Origin of the sequence: Pseudomonas sp. RL_105y_Pfl2_101, assembly GCF_963970585.1 — a bacterium.
GTDB lineage: Bacteria > Pseudomonadota > Gammaproteobacteria > Pseudomonadales > Pseudomonadaceae > Aquipseudomonas.
In genome coordinates, this window is the sequence record NZ_CAXAPG010000027.1 from 24,136 (window position 1) to 48,036 (window position 23,901).

The window sequence follows — 23,901 nt, forward strand, 5'->3', positions numbered from 1 at the left end:
CGCTGATGGCCTATTTCGAACATGAAGGTTGCAACCTGCACTACGAGGAATACGGCCACGGCGCGCCCTTGCTGCTGGTCCACGGGCTGGGTTCCAGCACCCGGGACTGGGAAAAGCAGATCCCGGTGCTCTGCGCCCATTACCACCTGATCGTGGTGGATGTACGCGGCCACGGTCGCTCCGACAAGCCGCAGGAGCGCTACAGCATCGAAGGTTTCAGCGCCGATCTGATCGCCTTGATCGAACACCTGGGCCTGGGCCCGGTGCATCTGGTGGGTTGGTCCATGGGGGGCATGATCGCTTTTCAGTTGGCGGTGGATGAGCCCCATAGGGTCAAGAGCTTGTGTATCGTCAACAGCGCGCCAGAGGTCAAGATCCGCACGCCCGACGATTGCTGGCAGTGGTTCAAGCGCTGGAGCCTGATGCGCCTGCTCAGCCTGGCGACCATCGGCAAAGCCCTCGGCGCCAAGTTATTCCCCAAGGCCGAGCAAACCGAGTTACGCCTGGAAATGGCCCGGCGCTGGGCAAAGAACGACAAACGTGCTTATCTCGCCAGCTTCGATGCGATCGTGGGCTGGGGCGTGCAGGAACGACTTTCGCAGGTTGCCTGTCCAACCCTCGTCATCTGCGCCGACCACGACTACACCCCCGTGGCGCTGAAAGAAGCCTATGTAAAACGGCTGCCCGATGCACGGCTGGTGGTCATCGCCGATTCACGGCACGCGACCCCGCTGGATCAACCCGAACGCTTCAACCAAACCCTGCTCGACTTTTTGACCGCAACCGACTCCACCACTCAGGATCACTGACCCCATGTTGAAAAAATTCGCCCTCGCCGCCGGCACCGTACTGTTTGCCGCCAACCTGATGGCCGCCACGCCAGCCAAGGCACCCCATGTATTGCTCGACACCACCAACGGTCAGATCGAAATCGAACTGGACCCGGTCAAGGCCCCCATCAGTACCAAGAACTTCCTTGAGTACGTAGACAGCGGTTTCTACACCAACACGATTTTTCACCGGGTGATCCCGGGCTTCATGGCCCAGGGCGGCGGGTTCACTCAAGCCATGCAACAAAAAGAAACCAAGGCGCCGATCAAGAACGAAGCCAGCAATGGCCTGCACAACGTTCGCGGCACCTTGTCGATGGCGCGCACCTCCAACCCGAACTCGGCCACCAGCCAGTTCTTCATCAACGTGGCCGACAACGCCTTCCTCGATCCGGGCCGTGACGCCGGTTACGCGGTGTTCGCCAAGGTGGTCAAGGGCATGGACGTGGTGGACATCATCGTCAACTCGCCAACCACCCAACGCGGCGGCATGAAAGACGTGCCGGCCGATCCTGTGATCATCAAGTCGGCCAAGCGCATCGACTGAAGAGGCACACGGCAAGCCTGGGCGGTGCGGTCATCCCGCGCCGCTCATAGCAATAAGGAGAGCCCCTGCCAGGGCATTGAGTGATGGTTTATCGCCGCTTCGAAACACTGATCGATATTTTCCGCGACGCTCCTTCGTCGGCCCCGCCGAATCGCGTCCTGCCCTTCTACACCTATTACCTGAAACAGGTCTGGCCCAGCTTCGCCGTATTGCTGGTGGTGGGTCTGATCGGCGCGCTGATCGAAGTGGCGCTGTTCAGCTACCTGAGCCGCATCATCGACCTGACCCAGGGCACGCCCAATGTTGACTTCTTCAGGGTCCATGGCCTGGAGCTGGCCTGGATGGCCGTGGTGGCGCTGATTTTCCGGCCCATCTTCGTGGCCCTGCATGACCTGCTGGTGCACCAGACCCTGAGCCCTGGCATGACCAGCCTGATCCGCTGGCAAAATCACAGCTACGTGCTCAAGCAGAGCCTGAATTTCTTCCAGAACGACTTCGCCGGGCGCATCGCCCAGCGCATCATGCAGACCGGCAACTCCCTGCGCGACTCGGCCGTGCAGGCCGTGGATGCCCTTTGGCACGTGCTGATCTACGCCATCAGCTCCCTGGTGCTGTTCGCCGAAGCCGACTGGCGCCTGATGATCCCGTTGCTGATATGGATTGCCGCCTACATCGGTGCACTTTGTTATTTCGTGCCACGGGTCAAGGAGCGCTCGGTGGTATCGTCCGATGCCCGCTCCAAGCTCATGGGCCGGATCGTCGACGGCTACACCAACATCACCACCCTGAAGCTGTTCGCCCACACCAATTTCGAACAGCAGTACGCCCGCGAAGCCATCCAGGAGCAGACCGAAAAAGCCCAGTTGGCCGGCCGCGTGGTCACCAGCATGGACCTGGTCATCACCACCATGAACGGGCTGCTGATCGTCGGCACCACGGCATTGGCGTTGTGGCTCTGGACCCAGTCGCTGATCAGCGTGGGTGCCATTGCCCTGGCGACCGGGCTGGTGATCCGCATCGTTAACATGTCCGGCTGGATCATGTGGGTGGTCAACGGCATCTTCGAAAACATCGGCATGGTCCAGGACGGTTTGCAGACCATTGCCCAACCGGTCAGCGTCACCGACCACGACCAGGCCAAGCCCCTGACGGTGAGCCGGGGCGAGGTGCGTTTCGAGCATGTGGATTTCCACTACGGCAAGAAAAGTGGTGTCATCGGCGATCTGAACCTAACCATCAAGCCCGGCGAAAAAATTGGCCTGATCGGTCCTTCCGGCGCCGGTAAATCCACGTTGGTCAATCTGCTGCTGCGCCTCTATGACGTGCAAGGCGGGCGCATTCTCATCGATGACCAGAACATCGCCGAAGTCGGCCAGGAAAGCCTGCGCGAGCGCATCGGCATGATCACCCAGGACACATCGCTGCTGCATCGCTCGATTCGCGACAACCTGCTCTATGGCAAGCCCGACGCCACCGATGCGCAACTCTGGGAAGCCGTGCGCAAGGCCCGTGCCGATGAGTTCATCCCACTGCTGTCAGACGCCGAAGGCCGCACCGGCTTCGATGCCCATGTGGGTGAGCGCGGCGTGAAACTGTCCGGCGGCCAGCGCCAGCGCATCGCTATCGCGCGGGTGCTGCTCAAGGACGCGCCGATCCTGATCATGGACGAAGCGACGTCAGCGCTGGACTCGGAAGTCGAGGCGGCGATCCAGGAAAGCCTAGAGACCTTGATGCAAGGCAAGACCGTGATCGCCATTGCCCACCGCCTATCCACCATCGCCCGAATGGACCGGTTGGTGGTGCTGGAGAATGGCCGCATCGCCGAAACCGGCAGCCATGCCGAACTGCTGGCCCATGGCGGGCTGTATGCGCGATTGTGGCAGCATCAGACAGGTGGGTTTGTGGGGATCGATTGATACACCTCTGACTCAGATGTTCCCTGTGTAGGAACTGTCGAGTGCAACGAGGCTGCGATCTTTCCCCAAACACTTGAATCTCAAGCAAAAGATCAAGATCAAAAGATCGCAGGCTTCGCCAGCTCCTACAGGGCCCATGCGCCTTTGCCACAGGGTTCGGATTGAATCAGCGCGGTCAGGGCAACATCCAAGGTATTTCTGAAAAAATCTGTCCAGGATCCATTTAGCCCACACCGCAACCACATACTCCCCACCGACCACGGCCAAAACCACCACCGCCCATGACTCTGGCGGTTTTTTTGTCGCTGGATTTGTCGCAAAGCTCTGCTGTACTCAGCCCAGGTTCTGGAGATGAACCTGTCGTAATACTGCTGGATGCATAACCGATGATCACGACTGTTTTATCAAGGATTGCTTATGTCTTTACTCAAACGTTCAACGACTGAGTTGTTGGGTACGTTCTGGCTGGTATTGGGCGGCTGCGGCAGCGCAGTATTGGCCGCCTCCGGGATTGGCGTGCTGGGGGTGGCCCTGGCGTTCGGCTTGACGGTGTTGACCATGGCCTTCGCCATCGGGCACATCTCCGGTTGCCATTTGAACCCGGCCGTTTCGTTGGGTTTGTACGTGGGCGGGCGGTTTCCGGCCAGGGAGTTGCCTGCCTACATCATTGCCCAAGTCATAGGGGGCGCGTTGGCCGCCGCGTTGATCTACTTCATCGCCAGCGGCAAGGAAGGCTTTGACCTGGCCGCGTCCGGCCTGGCAGCGAACGGTTATGGCGAACATTCGCCTGGTGGGTATTCAATGGCAGTCGGTTTTGTCACCGAACTGGTCATGACGGCGATGTTCATCCTGATCATCCTCGGCGCCACCGATAAACGTGCGCCGGCCGGGCTGGCACCGATTGCCATCGGCCTGGCCCTGACGCTCATTCACCTGATCTCGATTCCGGTCACCAACACGTCCGTCAACCCGGCCCGCAGTACCGGTCCGGCGCTGATTGTCGGTGGTTGGGCCATCGAGCAACTGTGGCTGTTCTGGGTGGCGCCGCTGCTGGGCGCCGTCATCGGCGGTGTTTCGTACCGCTGGCTGGGCCAGGAAAACCGCTGAGTCACACCCGCGAAAATCAGCACTGCCGATAAGGCAGTGCTGTCTTCGCCTCTTCGGCATACGCCAGCACACCCTCCTGTTCCCTCATGAGAAAATCCGCCACTGCCGCCTTCAAGCCTGGATGGCGCAGGTAGTGCCATGAGCGAGTAATCACCGGCTCAAACCCGCGAATCAATTTGTGCTCACCCTGGGCGCCGGCGTCGAAACGCTGCAAGCCGTGGGCAATCGCGTAGTCCATGCCTTGATAGAAACAGGTCTCGAAGTGCAGGCGGTCAAACTCCGCCAGGCAGCCCCAGTAGCGTCCGCAGAAACTGTCGCCGCCCACCAGGCTGAACGCCATCGCCACCGGCCGTGAACCTTGCTTGGCCAGCACCACGCGAATGGTCTCGGGCATGCGTTCGGCCAGCAGACTGAAGAACGCTCGGGTCAGGTATGGCGCCTGGCGTCGTATCGCGTAGGTGTTGGCGTAACAAGCGTAGACAAAATCCCACTGCGCCTCGTCCAACTGATGACCTTCGAGCCATTCGAACGCGATGCCCTGCCCCGCCACTTGTTCACGCTCCTTGCGCATCTGCTTGCGCTTGCGGGAACTGAGGGCATCGAGAAAGTCCTGGAAGTCGCGATAACCGCGATTTTGCCAGTGATACTGGCAGCCGATCCGCTGCAGCCAGCCTTCTTGCCCGGCGAGCGCCGCGTCGGTGAAGGCATCGGTGAAGTTGATGTGGGCGCTGGAAAGTCCTTCGATTTCCAGATACCCCGGCAAGCTGCCCAGCAGCTCCAGGCCATCTTCCCCGCGCGCCGCCAGCAACCGCGGGCCACTGACCGGGCTGAACGGCACCGCTGTCAACAGCTTGGGGTAATAGTCGATGCCGGCGCGGGCGCAAGCGTCGGCCCAGGCGTGGTCGAACACGTATTCGCCGTAGGAATGCCACTTGCGGTAACTGGGCAAGGCCGCCAGCAGATGACCGTCTTCAATGTGCAGCAAATGCTCGGCTTGCCAACCGGAATTCGGCCCCAGGCTGGCGCTGTCTTCCAGGGCGCTGAGAAAGGCGTGGCGCAGGAAAGGCTGGTTGGCGGGCACCAGCGCGTCCCACTCGTGCGGCGCGATGGCGGACAGGCTGTCCAAGACGTGAAGCGGCATGCGATTCCTCGATAGCCAGACGACGGATGGAGCGAGTATCGCCGATCCTGACCAGGCGCACATAAAAAAACCCCGCCAGTGGCGGGGTTCAAAGGAGCGCTTTAACGGATGAAGTCAGAGCGGTTGTATCGAGTCAGCGCGATTTAGAACACGTACTGGGCACGCATCACAAAACCGTCGCCATCGTCGTCGCCATTGGCGTTGGTGACTTTGTCGGTCTTGGCCTTGACGTAGGTAGCGGAAATTTTCACCGCTTCGTTGGCGTACCAGTTCACGCCCAGGTTGTGCACCTTGGCTTCGGCATCGCCCACGTCACGAGTCGCCGAGGCGGTGGTGATGTTGTCGTCTTCGACGGTCATGCTGTCAAAGCGATAGAACACTTCCCAGGCGCCGATGGATTTGTTCTGGGGCTTGATTGCATCAAATTTGCCGACTTTATAGCCGCGGGACTCACCAGTGAGGGTGTAGGCACCCTGGACATAGAAGCCGTGGCCTTTGATGTCTTCGAAGGCGTCGCTGTCAGCCTTGGTCTTACGGGAGATGTATTCACCCTGGATCGAAGCAGGCCCCATGGCGAAAGCGGCTTCCAGGCCGAAGGCGGTGTCACGGTCGTACGAACCGGCCGGCGAGTTGTTGGCGCCGCCTAGAAGCGGACGGTTGCCGTTAGGGCCGGCATCGTTGCCGCCCTGGGTTTCAACACCACGCATGCCCAGGCGGGAGCGATAACGTGCGTCGAATACGGTGTCCGAAACGTCACGCGAGGCCACGTTCAAACCCAAGTGCAGCACGTTGCCGGAATCGTGCATCGGCGCGAATACGAAGCGACCATTGACTTGTTTGACGCTGTCGCCGTCGGTGTCGTTGTTGTCCTTGGCGAATACGCCGGCGGAGGCATAGAACGAATCGGCAAAGGTGCTGGAAGCTTGCAGGCCCAGACCGTTCTGGTGGCCGTTGGCCCAGTCGATCAAATCGTAGGCGGCGTTACGCTCTGGTGCGGTAACCCACTTGGAACTGGTGGCTTTTTCCAGGCCGAAGTCCGGGTCGAAACGACCGAACTTGATCGAAACGGGCTTGAAGCCGTTGTAGGCCATGGACGCTTCGTCGAAGTAACCGTCGTCCGAGTTGCCGGCGTTGTGAGAGAAGTCGTAGCTGATGACGTAGGCCCAATCCGTGTACAGCACGCCGGACAGTTCCAAGAAGGCGCGACGGAAGTAAGCGGCATCGGCCGAATTGCCATTATCGGTGTAGATACCGTCGAACTGGCTGTAGTCAGCCTGCAAACGACCACCGAGCTTGAAGCTGAACTCTTTGTCAGTGGTAGCGACCTCAAGGCCGCCCTTGGTTTTGACCACGATATCGGCGCCATCGGTGGTGACGGTGCCGGCGAAAGCCTGGGCGGTTACTGCCATTGCCAGTGCGCTGGCGGCAACACCTGCGAAGTGCTTGCGGATCATCGAAGAATTCCCCTGTTGGTAGTCTATGCCGTTAGAAAACACGCGGAACTGGGCCCGCTGGTGTTGGGAGGGGATCTTGGCGATGGGTTGTGTCAGCGCAGTTGCTATCAGATAAAGATTTTATGACAGCGGAACTTTTTACTTCGAATAGGAATAACCGTAGGCGCTGGCGAAGCCTGCGATCTTTTGATCGTTCGCTTGAGATTCAATTGGCGGGGGAAAGATCGCAGCCTCGTTGCACTCGACAGCTCCTACAGCTCCTACAGCGCTTAGCGGATGTTTTTGCGGCGCTCGGCGGCGAGTTTCTCGGCGAGGTGATCCAGGTCGGGAATCGGCGGTTGCGGCAGTTTCCTGAGGGTCGCCTGCATCAGGCGCATCTGGCGGATAAAACGCCGGCAGTTGGGGCAGAACATCAAGTGATGACGCACCATCAAGCGTTCACGAAAACTTAACTGGCCATCGAGATAATCGCCCGAGTGCACCATTTGTTCCTTGCAGGTCAGCATTCGCCAGTTTCCTCGAAATGTTCAATGGTCGCGAAGACTTTCAGCCGGGCGCGATGCAACAGCACTCGCACATTGGAGAGCGAGATATCCAGAAGATTACAAATTTCTTCCAGCTCCAAGCCCTGGCGTTCCCGCAGGGTCAGCACGCTGCCTTGCAGTTCCGACAGGCTGAGCAATGTGTGCTCCAGACAATCGCGTAACTCGTCCATCGTGAGCAGCGCCTCAGGCGTGTCCTGATGCCAGGCGAACGGCCCCTGCAGCCAATGACCATCAGCGGCGAAACGATCATCGCCCAGGGTGCCATGGGGCGACGGCAGATCGTCGAGCAACACCTCCCGACGGTTCTGTTTGTAGCGCCCTTTGGCGGCGTTGGCGGTGATGGTCAGTAGCCAGGTCTTGAGGCTGGAACGGCCCTGAAAACCGCTGAGATTGCGCACCACCGACAGCCACGCGTCCTGTACCACTTCGTCGGCATGGCGGCTGCCGACGATGGCATAGGCCACGGCGCGCATCGGGCTCTGGTAGGCACTGACCAGTTCCCTGTAGGCCTGCTGCTCACCGGCCAGGAGACGTTGGAGCAGGAGGGTGTCGTCGGTGACCGTCATTCAAGTCCTATTTCTCGATAGATCGCGGTGGTTGCAGCTTGTGGGAACAAGGCTTGCCCGCGCCTTGGTCTCCCGGGAAACCGAGGCGTCTGCATCGCGAGCAAGCTTTGCTCCCACAGGTCACATAAGTCACAGGCAGGCCACAGCCCAGCCGGAGTAAGTCCTCTGGGCTAAAAGTGGATCAACGCTTGCGCAAAATCACGCTGCCAATCGAATAACCGGCGCCGAACGAACTGAGCACGGCAACCGAGCCGCTGGGCAGGTCATCCTGGTATTTGTGGAACGCAATCACCGAACCGGCCGAACTGGTGTTGGCGTAGCGGTCGAGGATCACCGGAGCTTCCTCTTCGGTGGCTTCGCGCCCCAGCAGTTTGCGCACGATCAGATGGTTCATGCTCAGGTTGGCCTGGTGCAGCCAGAAGCGCTTCACCTCGCCGACGTTCAGCTGATTTTCTTCCAGGTGGGCGCCGATCAGCTCGGCCACCATCGGGCAAACGTCGCGGAACACCTTACGGCCTTCCTGGACGAACAACTTGTCGCGGCTACTCACGCCCTCTTCTGCGGCGCGGTTGAGGAAGCCGAAGTTGTTGCGAATGTTGTTGGAGAACTTGGTCAGCAGCTTGGTGCTGACCACGTCGAACTGGTACGGCGAGGTCGCCAGGTCCGCGCGCTCGATGATCACGGCAGTGGCCGCGTCGCCGAAAATGAAGTGGCTGTCGCGATCACGGAAGTTCAGGTGGCCGGTGCACACTTCCGGGTTGACCATCAGGATCGCCCGGGCCTGGCCCAGTTGCACGCTGTTGGCGGCGGCCTGAATGCCGAAAGTTGCCGAGGAACAAGCCACGTTCATGTCGAAACCGAACCCTTCGATGCCCAGGGCTTCCTGGACTTCGATGGCGATGGCCGGGTACGGACGCTGCAGGTTGGAACAGGCGACGATCACCCCGTCGATATCGGCGACGGTGCGGCCGGCGCGCTCCAGGGCCTGTTTCGCGGCGCCGATGGCCATTTCGCACAGCACCGACCACTCGTCGTTCGAGCGCTCGGGCAAGCGTGGGGTCATGCGCTGTGGATCGAGAATGCCGTCCTTGTCCATGACAAAGCGGCTCTTGATGCCGGAGGCCTTTTCGATGAATGCGGCGTTGGATTCGGTCAAGGCCTCGACTTCACCGCGCGCGATGGCATCGGCGTTGTCAGCGTTGAATTGCGCGACATAGGTATTGAAAGATTGCACCAGCTCTTCGTTGGAGATGCTGTTGGCCGGGGTGTACAGGCCGGTGCCGCTGATGACGACGTTATGCATGGTCGTGTCTCTGATCTGTTCAGGCAGAAAGCATTGGCACCGACGTACCAATACACAAGGGGACTTTTCCCATCCGGGGAAGCAGCCCTGGCATCGCTTTATTCCGATCCGCCCGGGACATTGAAGCTCAAAACCCCGGGACCGGCATTTATAACCGCGAAGTTTGCCATAAACGCTGGCGTTTGGCCCATTCTCCCTTACTTACGACAAAAACCCTGTGGGAGCAGGCTCGCTCCCACAAGGAAACTGGTGCATACCCGGCCTTGTACGATCACCCCTCCACCTGCCCCCACTGCTTGCCCAGGCGCTTATCCGAGATCGGCGCCTTGGTCCCCAGTTGCTGGGCGAACAGCGACACCCGGTATTCCTCCAGCCACCAGCGGTACAGCTCCAATTGCGGGTCGCGCTTGCCTTCCTGGGCGTGTTTGCTGGCGCGGGCCTGGTATTGGGCCCAGAGGTTCGACAGCTCGCCGCTCCAGACCCGATCTTTCTGCACCTGGCTACCGAGCTTCTCGAAGCGTTGTTCGATGGCCTTGAGGTAACGCGGCAGTTCCTTGAGCCACTGATGCGGGGTTTCGCGCACGAACCCCGCGTACACCAAGTGACTGAGCTGTTGCTTGATGTCGTTCAGTGCCACGGCCTGGGCCAGGTCGATCTTGCCCTTGAAGCGTTTTTGCAGGCCATGCCAGAGCTTGAGGATGTCCAGGGTCAGCTTCGCCAGGCGTTCGGCGTGCTCGGTCCAGCCGCCGCGCTTGCGCTCGGCCAGGGAGGCCAGCGCGGCGCCGTCACGGGGCAGGCTCGCTTCGCCTTCGAGCACACAACTGTCGAGGCTGGCCAGCAGGATGTCTTCCACCAGGCTGTCGATTCGGCCCAAGTCGCGGTACAGCAGGCCCAGTTCCGTCAGCCCCGGCAGCTTGCCGCGCAGGAACTTGGCCGACTCGGCCAATTGCTGCATCAGCAAGCGCTGCAAGGCGCGGCGATGCTGGAATTCGGCTTCGGCCGGCGTCGGAAAACGCCCTTCCTTGACCACGCCGCCCTCTTCCACCAGCGCCGGGTAAACCGTCATCGACAGCCCGGCGATCTTCTGTTGGGTTTTCTCGGCCACCAGCGCGAAGACCTTCGCCTCCACCGGTGCCTGGCTTTTCGCTGTTTGCGGTACGGCCAGGGCGGCCTGACTGGCTTCGGCAAAGCGTGCCGTCAACTCGGCCAGGTCGCGGCCCTCGCCGAGGAACTTGCCTTGGCCGTCGACGATTTCCAGGTTCATGCGCAGGTGGCTCTCCACCTGCTGGGCCGCTTCGGCCCAGGCTTCGTCACTGACTCGCGCCCCGGTCATGCGCAGCAGCTCACGGCCCAGGGACTGCGGCAACGAGTCCTCGGCGAAGGTGATGCGCTGCAGCGCCGCCTTGACGAAATCCGGCACCGGCACGAAATTCTTGCGCAAGGCCTTGGGCAGGTTGCGCACCAGGGCGATGCACTTGGCTTCGATCACCCCCGGCACCAGCCATTCCAGGCGTTCCGGCGGCAGCATCGGTAGCAGTGGCGCCGGCACTCGCAGTGTCACGCCGTCACGCCGGTGGTTGGGCTCGAAGTGATAGCTCAGCGGCAAGGTCAGGTCACCGACACGCAAGGTGTCGGGGTAATGCGCGGCGGTGACTTCGCTGGCTTCGCGGGCCAGCACGTCTTCTTCACGCATGATCAGCAGTTGCGGGTCTTTCTGGCTGTTGATCCGGTACCAGCTGTCGAATGTCGCGGTCTGGTGGATCTCGGCTGGCAAGCGCGCATCGTAGAAGGCGAACAGGGTTTCCTCGTCCGCCAGGATGTCGCGGCGACGGGCCTTGGCTTCCAGCTCGTCGAGCTGTTCCAGCAACCGGGTATTGGCGCTCAGGCACTTGGCCTTGGACTGGATCTCGCCGCGCACCAGCGCCTCGCGGATGAACAGTTCACGGGAGACCACCGGGTCCACCGGCCCGTAATGCACTGGCCGCCGGCCAACGACGATGAGCCCGAACAGGGTGATTTGCTCATAGGCCACCACTTGCCCGCGCTTCTTCTCCCAATGAGGTTCGAAGTGGTTTTTCTTGATCAGGTGCCCGGCCAGCGGTTCGATCCAGTCCGGTTCGATCTTGGCCACCATGCGCGCATACAGCTTGGTGGTTTCCACCAACTCGGCCGTCATCAGCCATTGCGGACGCTTCTTGCCCAGGCCCGACGACGGGTGGACCCAGAACCGCCGCTGGCGAGCGCCGAGGTAATCGCCGTCTTCGGTTTTCTGACCGATCTGGCTCAACAGGCCCGAGAGCACCGCCTTGTGCAGTTTCGGGAAGTCGGCCGGTTCTTTGTTGAGGCTCAACTGCATGTCGCGGCAGATGAGACTCAACTGGCGATGGGAATCACGCCACTCGCGCAGACGCAGGTAATTGAGGAAGTTCTTGCGGCACCAATTACGCAGCGGGCTGGCGGTCAGGGCCTGGCGCTGTTCTTCGAAACCGCGCCACAGGTTGACCAGCCCGGCGAAGTCCGAGTCTGCGTCCTTCCACTGGGCGTGGGCCTGGTCCGCCGCCTGTTGGCGCTCCGGCGGACGCTCGCGCGGGTCCTGGATCGACATGGCGCTGGCGACGATCAACACTTCCTGCAAGCTGCCCAGTTTTGCCGCTTCCAACAGCATGCGGCCCATGCGCGGGTCTACCGGTAGGCGCGCCAACTGGCGACCGAGCGGGGTCAACTGGCTGTTGCGGTCCACCGCCGACAATTCTTGCAGCAGGTTGAAACCGTCACTGATGGCCTTGCCATCCGGCGGTTCGATGAACGGGAAATCGGTGATCTCGCCGAGACGCAAGTGCAGCATCTGCAGGATCACCGCCGCGAGGTTAGTACGCAGGATCTCCGGGTCGGTGAATTCCGGCCGTCCAAGAAAGTCTTCTTCGCTGTACAGCCGCACGCAGATCCCCGGCTCGACCCGCCCGCAACGGCCCTTGCGCTGGTTGGCGCTGGCCTGGGAAATGGCTTCGATGGGCAGGCGCTGGACCTTGGCCCGATAGCTGTAGCGGCTGATGCGCGCGGTGCCGCTGTCGATCACGTAGCGGATGCCCGGCACGGTCAGCGAGGTTTCGGCGACGTTGGTCGCCAGCACCACGCGACGGCCCGGGTGGGACTGGAAAATCCGCTGCTGTTCGGCCGGCGACAGTCGCGCATACAGCGGCAGAATCTCGGTGTGTTTGAGTTGCGCCTTGCGCAGCATCTCCGCCGCGTCGCGAATCTCCCGCTCACCCGGCAGGAACACCAGCACGTCCCCAGGGCTGCGGCGCTCGCTGCGCTCGTAGGCGGCGATTTCGTCGAGGGTGGCGAGGATCGCCTGGTCCACGGTCAAGTCGTCTTCGACCCGGTTGCCCTCCTCGTCCTGCTCCAGGGTCAGCGGGCGATACCAGGTTTCTACCGCAAAGGTGCGGCCCGAGACTTCTACGATCGGCGCGTCATCGAAGTGCTTGGAAAAACGCTCCAGGTCGATGGTCGCCGAGGTGATGATGACTTTCAGGTCCGGGCGGCGTGGCAGCAGGGTCTTGAGGTAGCCAAGCAGGAAGTCGATGTTCAGGCTGCGTTCGTGGGCTTCGTCGACGATGATCGTATCGTAGCGCTCGAGGTAGCGGTCATTCTGGGTCTCGGCCAGCAGGATGCCGTCGGTCATCAGCTTGATCAGGGTGTTGGCATCGCTCTGGTCCTCGAACCGCACCTGATAGCCCACCAGCGCCCCCAAGGGCGTGGCCAGTTCCTCGGCCACCCGGCTCGCGACACTGCGCGCGGCGATCCGGCGTGGCTGGGTGTGGCCGATCAAGCCATGCTGGCCGCGACCGATTTCCAGACAGATCTTCGGCAACTGCGTGGTTTTTCCCGAGCCGGTTTCGCCAGCAATGATCAACACCTGGTGCTTGAGCAGCGCCTCCTTGATTTCGTCGCGCTTGGCGGCAATCGGCAAATTATCGTCGTAGCGGATCACCGGCAGGCTCGCCTTGCGCGCCAGCACCTGATCGCACGACGCCTGCATGCGTGTCACCCACTGGGCCAGCTTGGCCTCGTCGGGCTTCTTGCGCAGATCGAGCAACTGGCGCCGCAACCGGTGACGGTCGGCGAGCATGGCGTGGTCGAGGTTCTTCAGCAGCTTGTCGATAGCGGGGGCTTGATCAGTCATCAGGTACGCAAGGGTCGTCGGTTTGAGCAGGGCGCGATTGTCGCAGATTTGCGCACATGTGGGAGCAAGGCTTGCCCGCGATGAAGACGACGCGATCTCCCGGGGGACCGAAGCGTCCGCATCGCGAGCAAGCTTGGCTGCCCCTGGGTTATTTGTTGTTCGGGTCCTTGCGCCGATACGGGAACACGTCAATCACCTTCCCCGCCCGGATCGCGTCCTGCAGGCCTTTCCAGTAATCGGCGTTGTACAACTCGCCGTGCAACTGGTCGAACAGCTTGCGCTGACCCGCATCGGCAAACAGGAACGGGGGAAATTCTTCGGGGAACACGTCCAGCGGGCCGATGGAATACCAGGGCTCGGAGGCCATTTCGTCTTCTGGTGTACGGGGCTGGGGGATGTGGCGGAAGTTGGCCTCGGTCAGGAAGCAGATTTCATCGTAGTCGTAGAACACCACGCGGCCGTGGCGGGTCACGCCGAAGTTCTTGAGCAGCATGTCGCCGGGGAAGATATTGGCCGCCGCCAGCTGCTTGATGGCCAGGCCGTAATCTTCCAGCGCCTCGCGTACCTGGTCAGGGTTGGCGTTTTCCAGATAGAGGTTCAGTGGCGTCATCCGGCGCTCGGTCCAGCAGTGACGAATCAGCACCGTGTCGCCTTCCACCGACACCGTGGACGGCGCCACTTCCAGCAGTTCCTCCAGGCACGTCGGCTCGAACTTGCTCAGGGGAAAACGAAAATCGGCGAACTCCTGGGTATCAGCCATGCGTCCAACCCGGTCGACACTTTTCACCAGCCGGTACTTCTCGATCACCGTGGCCCGGTCGACGTTTTTCGACGGCGAGAAGCGGTCCTTGATGATCTTGAACACCGTGTTGAAGCCCGGCAGGGTGAACACGCTCATGACCATGCCGCGCACGCCCGGGGCCATGATGAACTGGTCGTCGGTGTTCGCCAGGTGGTTGATCAACGCTCGGTAGAACTCGGACTTGCCGTGCTTGTAGAAACCGATGGAGGTGTACAACTCGGCGATGTGCTTGCCTGGCAGAATACGCTTGAGAAAGCCGATGAATTCCGCCGGCACCGGCACGTCCACCATGAAGTAGGAGCGGGTGAACGAGAAGATGATCGACACCTGTGCCTCGTCGGTGATCAGCGCATCGATCTGGATACCCTGGCCCTCGCGGTGCAACAGTGGGATCACCAGCGGCCATTGGTCGTCGCGGGTGTAGATCCGGCCCACCAGGTAGGCGCCCTTGTTGCGATAGAGCACTGAAGAAAACAACTCTACCGTCAGCTCCGGGTCCTTGCAGACCCAGTCCGGCAGGTTTTCCCGCAACTGCGCTTCGAGGCGCTGCAGGTCACCCGGAAAATCGACGTAGTCCTCGCTGAAACGGTAATCGGCGAACACGCTCGCCAGCATCCGGTCCAACTGCCCTTGGGGTTTGTAGGTGCGGGTCTGGGCGGCACGGGCCCGGCGCAGACTGGGCCGGGTGGTGTGGATGAACATGGTGCCGTCGCTGATCAGGTCGTGGCTGAACAGCCCGCAAAAGATCGAGTTGTACCAGGTTTCCGACAGCTCATCGTCGAAGCGCAGGTCGATCAGGCTGATGTAGGCGCTCTTGACCAGCGGCCAGCAGCTCACGTCCATCAGTGTTGGGTCATCGAAGGCCTTGTGCAGTTTGGCGACGGTCTCGAAGACTTTTTCTTCATACAAATTGATGCGCGCCGCCGAAGCCGCTTGCGCCTCCAGCCACAGCGCCTGCTCGAACCGGGCGCGGGCGCCGTCGGTGATCTGCCGGAAATGCTCACGATAATCGTCGAAGCCGTCGAGGATCGAACGGGCGATTTCGATGGCGGGCCATGGCTGCGGCATAGGGTAAACCTCGGCGGTTCATGCTTGTTATTGGCGACTGAGCTTAGAGGCCAATCACGCGGCAACGCAACCATTGCCATCGCTATTCAGGGCGGCGACACTTGCCACCCAATCAAGGAAGGAATGACTCGTGAACCTCGTTGATATCCTGCGTTTACTGTCACTGGCCGCTATCTGGGGCGCCAGTTTCCTGTTCATGCGCATTATCGCCCCCGTCATTGGCACAATCCCCACTGCCTTTTTTCGCGTGTCCATTGCCTTCGTCGGACTGCTGGTGATCCTGGCCCTGATGCGCGTCGACTGGAATTTTCGCGGCAAGCTCAAAGTCGTGATGGGGCTGGGCCTCATCAACTCGGGCATTCCGGCAACCTTCTATTCGTTAGCGGCCCAGGTGCTGCCGGCCGGCTACTCGGCGATCTTCAACGCCACCACGCCGTTGATGGGGGTGTTGATCGGCGGCTTGTTCTTTAGCGAAAAACTCACCCCTGCCAAGGTCAGCGGCGTCTGCCTGGGGTTGTTCGGCGTCGGCATCCTGACCCGCGCCGGCCCGGTGGCGTTCGACCTGCAATTGCTGATGGGGGCCCTCGCCTGCCTGCTGGCTACGACCTGCTATGGCTTTGCCGGTTTCCTCACCCGTCGCTGGCTCGACCAACAAGGTGGCTTGGACAGCCGTCTCTCGACCCTGGGCAGCATGTTCGGCGCCACGGTGTTCTTGCTGCCGCTGTTTGGCTACAGCGTCATTAGCCAGCCACCGGCCAGTTGGGGGGGCTGGAGCGTCTGGTTGTCACTGCTGGGGCTGGGGCTGGTGTGTACCGCGCTGGCGTACATTCTTTATTTCCGCTTGCTCAGTTCCATCGGCCCGGTCAAATCCATGACCGTGACCTTCCTGATTCCGCCGTTCGGCGTGTTGTGGGGGGCGTTGCTGTTGGATGAGCCGTTGGGAATGGCGCATCTGTATGGTGGGGTGTTGATTGCGGCGGCGTTGTGGCTGGTGTTGAAGCCTGGGGTGGTGAAGCAGGCTGAAGCGTCTGCCCGGTAATCCATCGGCGCGGAGCAAGATGCCATCGCGGGCAAGCCTTGTTTCCACAGGTGATGTGTAGTCCTTGGAGCAAGGCTTGCCCGCGATGGCGGTTGTTCAGTCAGCGAGCAGCCAACGCTCAGCCACTTTTACGAAACACAAACACCAACCCCACGATGATCAGCACCATCCCCAGCAAGCTCAACAACGCCAACCGGTTGCCAAACACCAGGTAGTCCATGATCGCCGTCACCGCCGGCACCAGGTAGAACAGGCTGGTGACATTCACCAGGTTGCCGCGGGCGATCAGTCGGTACAGCAACAACGTCGCCAGCACCGACACCACCAGCCCCATCCACAACACCGGCACGAAGAACCCCGTGCTGTACTCGAAATGGAACGGCTGGAACGGCACGAACACCGCGCACAACACCAGCCCTGCCAGGTACTGCACCGGCAGCGTACCCAGGGGGTTGTCGGTAATGTGCTTCTGCATGATGGAACCGGCCGTCATGCTCACCAGTGCCAGCAACCCGCAGAGCATCCCGGCCAGGGACATGCCGGCCAGGCCGATGCCCTGATACACCACCATCACCAGCCCGACCAAACCCAGCGCCAGGCCGAACATCCGCGACCAGGAACGCTGCCGCTCCATGAGCACCACGGTCAGGATCGGTTGCACACCCATCAGCGTTGCCATGACCCCCGGCGTGACATTCATTTGCAGCGCCAGCAGATAAAAGATCTGGTAGGCGCCCAGCAGCACCATCCCGGTGGTCGCCGCGTACAACATCGGCTTGCCGGTCTTGGGCAGCTTGAATTTGAGCAACGGAATCAACAGCACCAGCGCCGACAGCGCGATGGCAAAACGGATCAGCAAAAAGGCGAAGGGGGAAGCGTGGGCCAGGCCCAGCTTGGAAAAGATCGCCCCGCTGCTCCACAGTAAAACGAACAGGCTCGTGGAAGCCGCCGCCAACAAGGCGTTTTTAGAAAGGAAAAACATGGATACCACCTGTAGTCAGGCAAAAAGCCAACTCAGCCGAGGCTGAAGTCCAGTAGTTTTTTCAGGCGGGCACAGGGGACGGCAACCGTTGCCGATCAGCCCTGAATGCCAACACCCGGCGGTGATACGAAGGCGTACACCGATGAGCTACGGACAGGTGGGGGGTATTGACCGATCTGCGCAGGCTGCTGACTCCCACACGGCACGACGCCAGCGTTGAACGCTGGAACCACGACCGCGATGACAGGGGATGCAGGCATGAGCCGATCTCTTGAAGGAGGAGGTTCGAGAACCCGAAGAACGCTGACTATAACCAGCGCTCGACGGACTACGCAATGTTTAAACGAACAACCAATAGCCAAGCGCCGTCAGCACCAGCACGGCCAACACGGGCCGCATCACCCGGTAGGCCTTGGGATGCTTGCGTTTGAATTGCTTGACCCGGCCACTGATGCCGTCGCTGAACGATTTGCTCCAGGCATAGGCCCGGTTGATGCCACCGACGTGTTCATCATCCAGGTTCTGTGGTGCGGTGGCACGGCCGAGGAATGCGCTGATGGTGCGGTTGAGACGGGCCATCAACCGGCTCTTCAAGGGCCGTTCGACATCACAGAACAGGATCACGCGGGTCTGCGGGGTTTCGTTCTTGACCCAGTGCACATAGGTTTCATCGAACATGACGTCTTCGCCGTCGCGCCAGGCATAGATTTGACCGTCGACGAAGATCCGGCAGTCGTCGGAATTGGGGGTGGACAGCCCCAAGTGATAACGCAACGAACCGGCGAACGGGTCTCGGTGGGGATTCAGATGACTGTCACCTGGCAGCAGGGCAAACATTGCGCCCCGGACATTGGGAATCTGGTTGACCAGCTCGACCGTCCTGGGGCACAGCTGCTCAGCCGACGGCAGCGGTTTGTCGTACCACTTGAGGTAAAAGCGCTTCCAGCCCTTCTTGAAGAACGAGCCGAAACCCGCGTCGTTGTTCTTCTCGGCAGCACGAATGTAGCCCTCGTCGAACAGGTGCATGGCCTCATCGCGGATGACTTGCCAGTTGTCCTTGAGCACATCCAGTTCAGGGAACTTACTGCGCTCCAGGTAAGGTCTCGAGGGCACACCGGAGAACAGGTACATCAAGGTGTTATAGGGGGCGAACAGCGCCGAGTGGTTGACGAACTGACGCAACACCGGCAAACGCGCCTTGCCACGCAAATGCACATAAAGCGTACTGCCCAAAAACAGCAGCAACACCGAGGCCTTGGCGGCAAACGAAACGGTCATTTTAAAACTCCTTGTCCAAAACACCTTATGCAACACCATCAGCCCCGCGCAGCGGCCGGCCATGTTATAGGTCATGACCTGGCCAGGGAACCGTCTGGCGCAACATTCACTGTTGAGGATTTCGCAATAATTTCCTTCTTACCATGCGTGACCTGAACGTTGGCTGACGCCCGTCAACGACTTTCTCGAATGCGCTTGAACAGCCTCTTGTGGCGACCGCTGAGCCGTGTAGGCGCTCTGTAGAGCTGCGTAGGAGCTGCGTAGGAGCTGCGTAGGAGCTGCGTAGGAGCTGCGTAGGAGCTGCGTAGGAGCTGTCGAGTGCAACGAGGCTGCGATCTTTCCAAAGACACTTGAATCTCAAGCGAAAGATCAAGATCAAGATCAAGATCAAAAGATCGCAGGCTTCGCCAGCTCCTACAGGGCCCAGCGAGAGCTGGCGGCCTTTCCATGTTCCGCAGGCAGTTACTGCTGAATCTCCTGCTCGGTAAACAGATCACTGAACAACATGCTCGACAAGTACCGCTCGCCCGAATCCGGCAGGATCACCACGATGGTCTTGCCCTGCATCTCCGACTTTTCCGCCAGGCGCACGGCCACGGCCATCGCCGCGCCACAAGAGATCCCGCAGAGGATGCCCTCCTCCTGCATCAAGCGCAGGGCCATGGCCTTGGACTCGTCGTCAGAGACCCGCTCGACCAGGTCAACGATCGACAGGTCAAGGTTCTTCGGCACGAACCCGGCACCGATCCCCTGGATCTTGTGGGGGCTGGGTTTGATCTCCTGGCCCGACATTGCCTGGGTAATCACCGGCGAAACCTCGGGCTCGACCGCCACCGACAGGATCGGTTTGCCACAAGTGTTCTTGATGTACCGCGAGATCCCGGTGATGGTGCCACCGGTGCCCACGCCGGCCACCAGCACATCCACCGCGCCACCGGTGTCGTTCCAGATTTCCGGACCGGTGGTTTTTTCGTGGATCGCCGGGTTCGCCGGGTTATCGAACTGCTGCGGCATGAAGTATTTGGCTGGATCGCTGGCCATGATCTCGGCGGCTTTGTCGATGGCCCCTTTCATCCCCTTCGCCGGTTCGGTGAGCACCAGCTCCGCGCCCAGGGCCTTGAGCACCTTGCGTCGCTCGATGCTCATGGAGGCGGGCATGGTCAGCATCAGCTTGTAGCCACGGGCGGCGGCGACGAACGCCAGGCCAATCCCGGTGTTGCCCGAAGTCGGTTCGACGATGGTCATGCCCGGCTTGAGTTTGCCCGAGCTTTCAGCGTCCCAGATCATGTTCGCGCCGATCCGGCACTTGACCGAATACCCTGGGTTACGCCCCTCGATCTTGGCCAGGATGGTCACACCGCGCGGGGCAATGCGGTTGATCTGCACCAGCGGCGTATTACCGATGGAATGGGCGTTGTCAGCGAATATACGGCTCATGGCTGGGTCCTTGATGCAGCGGGAATGTAAGCCTTTAAAGGTATGCCTGTTGCCCATGGGCGTCCAGTTGCACCGAACGTTCCCGTTGTTGCGACAGTCAATGGCATTAGAAGGCGCTCCCTCAACAAACGCTGGAGACTGACTGACATGAAGCGTCGATACCGTTGGCCATTGTGGGTTCTCGCCGCCATCGCCGCAGTGCTGGTGGCCCTGCATTTCACCTTGCCTTATCTGGTACGCGACTACCTGAACGACAAACTGGCCGACATGGGCGATTATCGCGGCCAGATCACCGACGTGGACCTGGCGCTGTGGCGCGGTGCCTACCGGATCAACGGCCTGGAAATCGTCAAGGTCGATGGCAAGGTCCCGGTGCCGTTCGTCAGCGCGCCGCTGGTGGACCTGTCTGTGAGCTGGCATTCGCTTTGGTATGACCATGCGGTGGTCGCCGAGGTTGAATTCGACCGCCCGGAAGTGAACTTCGTCGACGGCGGCGCCGACCGCCAGAACTCCCAGACCGGCCGGGGCACCAACTGGCGCGAGCAACTGGAAAAACTGCTGCCCATCACCTTCAACGAAGTGCGCATCAGGGATGGCAAGGTCAGCTTTCGCAACTTCAACTCCAAGCCACCGGTCAACCTGCGGGCCACCGACGTCAACGCCAGCTTCTACAACCTGACCAACGTGGTCGACACTAAAGGCAAGCGCGACGCCCGTTTCGAGGGCAAGGCCCGGGTGGCCGAACATGCGCCGTTGGAAATGCAGGCCACCTTCGACCCGTTGAGCAACTTCGAGGATTTCGACTTCCGCCTGCGGGCCAGGAACATCGAGCTCAAGCGCCTGAACGATTTTGCCGCGGCTTATGGCAAATTCGATTTCAATGCCGGCCATGGCGATCTGGTGATCGAGGCCGAAGCCGATAACGCCAAGCTCAGCGGCTACATCAAGCCATTGCTGCACGATGTCGATGTGTTCGACTGGCAGCAGGACGTGGAAAACCAGAACAAGAACATTTTCCGCTCGGTCTGGGAAGCGCTGGTCGGCACAGGCGAAACGGCCCTCAAGAACCAGCGCAAGAACCAGTTCGCCACACGGGTGGAGCTCAGCGGCAATGTTCACCAGCAGGACATCAGCGCCTTCGAAGCCTTCCTGCAGATCCTGCGCAACGGTTTCATCCAGGCCTTCAATGCCCGTTATGAACAACCGCCGCCGTCGTCGGACTAGGGCTTGCGCGTGACGATGTAACGGCTGGGCGCTTCTGCCGCCGCTATTCCCGCTCCAGGCTGCAATGAGTCCCAGCCCAGGCATGCCACGACTCGCCTTTGACGAGGGCATCGCATGCAACAAAGGTATGTTGACGGAAGAGCTCAGGGCGTGAAGCGGCCCCAAAAGCCTGCGAGCGCTGCGCACTCGAGCGCGAGCAAGCTCCCTCGCCACAAGAGCGGCTGACCGCAATACTGGCAAGGCGCCGAGACTGGAGTCAGCATGTGACGCTCCATTCAGAGACTGAATACAGCGTCTGCGTTCACAGTCGGCGGGGCGCCGCGTTATAGTCGGGCACGATATATATTTCGCGCGCCCCGCCTCGCCGGGCCGGCGACACCGTTCGAGGAATTGCAGATGAAGTTCGAAGGCACCAGCGCCTACGTGGCCACCGATGACCTGAAACTGGCCGTGAACGCCGCCATCACGCTGGAGCGGCCATTGCTGGTCAAGGGCGAACCGGGCACCGGCAAGACCATGCTGGCCGAACAACTGGCCGAGTCCTTTGGCGCGCGCCTGATCACCTGGCACATCAAGTCCACCACCAAGGCCCACCAGGGCCTCTATGAGTACGACGCGGTCAGCCGCCTGCGGGACTCGCAGTTGGGCGTGGACAAGGTCCACGACGTGCGCAACTACCTGAAGAAAGGCAAGCTCTGGGAAGCGTTCGAGTCCGAGGAGCGGGTGATCCTGCTGATCGACGAAATCGACAAGGCCGACATCGAGTTCCCCAACGACCTGCTGCAGGAACTCGACAAGATGGAGTTCTATGTCTACGAGACCGATGAAACCATCAAGGCCAAGCAACGGCCGATCATCATCATTACCTCCAACAACGAAAAGGAACTGCCGGACGCGTTCCTGCGCCGCTGCTTCTTCCACTACATCGCCTTCCCCGACCGCGTCACCCTGCAGAAAATCGTCGACGTGCATTACCCAGACATCAAGAAAGACCTGGTCAGCGAAGCGCTGGACGTGTTCTTCGACGTGCGCAAGGTGCCGGGCCTGAAGAAAAAACCTTCCACCTCCGAACTGGTGGACTGGCTCAAGCTGCTGATGGCCGACAACATCGGCGAAGCGGTCCTGCGCGAACGTGATCCGACCAAGGCCATCCCGCCGCTGGCCGGCGCCCTGGTCAAGAACGAACAGGATGTGCAATTGCTCGAGCGCCTGGCGTTCATGAGCCGTCGCGGCACTCGCTGATCCTCTTCGTCCAACAAGAGCGAGGGCGATTGCCATGTTGCTTAACCTGTTCAATGAGATGCGCGCCGCCAAGGTGCCCGTGTCGGTACGCGAACTGCTGGACCTGATCAACGCGCTGAAACAGCGGGTGATCTTCGCCGACATGGACGAGTTCTATTACCTGTCGCGGGCGATCCTGGTGAAGGACGAACGGCATTTCGACAAGTTCGACCGGGCGTTCGCCGCCTACTTCAACGGCCTGGAGAAACTCGACGATCACCTCCAGGCGCTGATTCCCGAGGACTGGCTGCGCAAAGAGTTCGAGCGTTCGCTGACCGATGAAGAGCGGGCGCAGATCCAGTCCCTGGGTGGCCTGGACAAGCTGATCGAAGAGTTCAAGAAACGCCTGGAAGAACAGAAGGAACGCCATGCCGGCGGCAACAAGTGGATCGGCACCGGCGGCACCAGCCCGTTTGGCTCCGGCGGCTTCAACCCCGAAGGCATCCGCGTCGGCGACGCCGGCAAGCGCCAGGGCAAGGCCGTGAAGGTCTGGGACCAACGCGAGTACAAGAACCTCGACGACCAGGTGGAATTGGGCACCCGCAACATCAAGATCGCCCTGCGCCGCCTGCGCAAGTTCGCCCGCCAGGGGGCGGCCGAAGAACTGGACATCGACGGCACCATCGACCACACCGCCCGGGACGCCGGCCTTTTGAACATCCAGATGCGTCCGGAACGACGCAACACCGTCAAGTTGTTGCTGCTGTTCGACATCGGCGGCTCGATGGATGCCCACGTGAAGATCTGCGAAGAATTGTTCTCGGCCTGCAAGACCGAGTTCAAGCACCTGGAGTATTTCTACTTCCACAACTTCGTCTATGAATCAGTGTGGAAGAACAACCTGCGCCGTACTTCGGAGCGCACTTCGACCCAGGATTTGCTGCACAAGTACGGCGCCGACTACAAAGTGATCTTCATCGGTGACGCCGCCATGGCGCCCTATGAAATCACCCAGGCCGGCGGCAGCGTCGAACACTGGAACGAAGAAGCCGGTTATGTGTGGATGCAGCGCTTCATGGAGAAGTACAAAAAACTCATCTGGATCAACCCGTACCCCAAGGACACCTGGGGTTACACCGCCTCGACCAACATCGTGCGTGAGTTGGTGGAAGACCGGATGTATCCGCTGACCTTGCGGGGGTTGGAGGAAGGGATGCGGTTTCTTTCCAAGTAGGTTTTTTTGTTGTCTGACAGGACC

18 protein-coding genes are annotated in these 23,901 nt (G+C 60.7%); 8 read left to right on the forward strand and 10 right to left on the reverse strand.

The genetic code is table 11. The annotated features are described in order from the left end of the window. Window positions 1-5 precede the first annotated feature (5 nt). From AACY31_RS22130 to aqpZ, 4 genes are all read left to right on the forward strand, one after another. On the forward strand, window positions 6-809 hold the full coding sequence (locus tag AACY31_RS22130) for an alpha/beta fold hydrolase (RefSeq protein ID WP_339482659.1): 804 nt from the start codon (window positions 6-8) through the stop codon (window positions 807-809). Window positions 810-813: 4 nt separating this feature from the next. After that, complete coding sequence (locus AACY31_RS22135) at window positions 814-1,377, forward strand: peptidylprolyl isomerase (protein WP_339482660.1); 564 nt, start codon at window positions 814-816, stop codon at window positions 1,375-1,377. An 83-nt stretch (window positions 1,378-1,460) separates the two neighbouring features. Beyond that, window positions 1,461-3,293 carry an ABC transporter ATP-binding protein gene (locus tag AACY31_RS22140; RefSeq protein ID WP_339482662.1) on the forward strand — a complete coding sequence of 611 codons (1,833 nt, stop codon included), beginning with the start codon at window positions 1,461-1,463 and terminating at the stop codon, window positions 3,291-3,293. Window positions 3,294-3,710: 417 nt separating this feature from the next. Further along, window positions 3,711-4,400 carry an aquaporin Z gene (gene aqpZ, locus AACY31_RS22145; protein ID WP_339492760.1) on the forward strand — a complete coding sequence of 230 codons (690 nt, stop codon included), beginning with the start codon at window positions 3,711-3,713 and terminating at the stop codon, window positions 4,398-4,400. A gap of 16 nt (window positions 4,401-4,416) precedes the next feature. Here the strand turns inward: aqpZ and AACY31_RS22150 are convergent, their stop codons facing one another. The 7 genes from AACY31_RS22150 to aceK form a co-directional block, all read right to left on the reverse strand. Continuing rightward, entirely contained in the window at window positions 4,417-5,541 is a 1,125-nt protein-coding gene (locus AACY31_RS22150) for a GNAT family N-acetyltransferase (RefSeq protein WP_339505087.1), read from the reverse strand. A 143-nt stretch (window positions 5,542-5,684) separates the two neighbouring features. Continuing rightward, a complete protein-coding gene (locus AACY31_RS22155) occupies window positions 5,685-6,995 on the reverse strand; it encodes an OprO/OprP family phosphate-selective porin (protein WP_339482668.1) in 1,311 nt (436 codons plus the stop codon). Between the two features lie 269 nt (window positions 6,996-7,264). Then, complete coding sequence (locus AACY31_RS22160; protein WP_339492762.1) at window positions 7,265-7,501, reverse strand: anti-sigma factor family protein; 237 nt, start codon at window positions 7,499-7,501, stop codon at window positions 7,265-7,267. Beyond that, window positions 7,495-8,106 carry an RNA polymerase sigma factor gene (locus tag AACY31_RS22165; RefSeq protein ID WP_339482671.1) on the reverse strand — a complete coding sequence of 204 codons (612 nt, stop codon included), beginning with the start codon at window positions 8,104-8,106 and terminating at the stop codon, window positions 7,495-7,497. Before AACY31_RS22165 ends, AACY31_RS22160 begins: the two co-directional genes overlap by 7 nt. A 181-nt stretch (window positions 8,107-8,287) precedes the next feature. Then, a complete protein-coding gene (locus AACY31_RS22170; RefSeq protein ID WP_339482673.1) occupies window positions 8,288-9,409 on the reverse strand; it encodes a beta-ketoacyl-ACP synthase III in 1,122 nt (373 codons plus the stop codon). A gap of 271 nt (window positions 9,410-9,680) precedes the next feature. Continuing rightward, window positions 9,681-13,592: an ATP-dependent RNA helicase HrpA gene (hrpA, locus tag AACY31_RS22175; protein ID WP_339482675.1), complete on the reverse strand. Its 3,912-nt coding sequence runs from the start codon at window positions 13,590-13,592 to the stop codon at window positions 9,681-9,683. A gap of 148 nt (window positions 13,593-13,740) precedes the next feature. Then, window positions 13,741-15,462 (reverse strand): bifunctional isocitrate dehydrogenase kinase/phosphatase, encoded by a 1,722-nt coding sequence (gene aceK, locus AACY31_RS22180; protein WP_339482677.1) that lies wholly within the window; start codon window positions 15,460-15,462, stop codon window positions 13,741-13,743. 130 nt (window positions 15,463-15,592) lie between these two features. On the opposite strand from aceK, the gene AACY31_RS22185 reads away from it, so the two are divergent. Next, complete coding sequence (locus AACY31_RS22185; RefSeq protein ID WP_339482678.1) at window positions 15,593-16,501, forward strand: DMT family transporter; 909 nt, start codon at window positions 15,593-15,595, stop codon at window positions 16,499-16,501. Window positions 16,502-16,619: 118 nt separating this feature from the next. Here AACY31_RS22185 and AACY31_RS22190 read toward each other — a convergent pair whose 3' ends face one another. The 3 genes from AACY31_RS22190 to cysK form a co-directional block, all read right to left on the reverse strand. Next, window positions 16,620-17,483 (reverse strand): DMT family transporter, encoded by an 864-nt coding sequence (locus AACY31_RS22190; RefSeq protein WP_339482680.1) that lies wholly within the window; start codon window positions 17,481-17,483, stop codon window positions 16,620-16,622. A 339-nt stretch (window positions 17,484-17,822) separates the two neighbouring features. Then, window positions 17,823-18,761 (reverse strand): aspartyl/asparaginyl beta-hydroxylase domain-containing protein, encoded by a 939-nt coding sequence (locus tag AACY31_RS22195; RefSeq protein ID WP_339482682.1) that lies wholly within the window; start codon window positions 18,759-18,761, stop codon window positions 17,823-17,825. Window positions 18,762-19,223: 462 nt separating this feature from the next. After that, entirely contained in the window at window positions 19,224-20,198 is a 975-nt protein-coding gene (gene cysK, locus AACY31_RS22200) for a cysteine synthase A (RefSeq protein ID WP_339482683.1), read from the reverse strand. A gap of 147 nt (window positions 20,199-20,345) precedes the next feature. Here cysK and AACY31_RS22205 point away from each other — a divergent pair, with 147 nt between their 5' ends. The 3 genes from AACY31_RS22205 to AACY31_RS22215 all read left to right on the forward strand — a co-directional run bounded on the left by AACY31_RS22205 (window position 20,346) and on the right by AACY31_RS22215 (window position 23,877). After that, complete coding sequence (locus AACY31_RS22205; protein WP_339482684.1) at window positions 20,346-21,422, forward strand: DUF748 domain-containing protein; 1,077 nt, start codon at window positions 20,346-20,348, stop codon at window positions 21,420-21,422. Between the two features lie 396 nt (window positions 21,423-21,818). Further along, complete coding sequence (locus AACY31_RS22210) at window positions 21,819-22,664, forward strand: AAA family ATPase (protein ID WP_003184225.1); 846 nt, start codon at window positions 21,819-21,821, stop codon at window positions 22,662-22,664. Window positions 22,665-22,698: 34 nt separating this feature from the next. Beyond that, window positions 22,699-23,877: a vWA domain-containing protein gene (locus AACY31_RS22215; protein ID WP_003198888.1), complete on the forward strand. Its 1,179-nt coding sequence runs from the start codon at window positions 22,699-22,701 to the stop codon at window positions 23,875-23,877. Window positions 23,878-23,901: the final 24 nt, after the last annotated feature.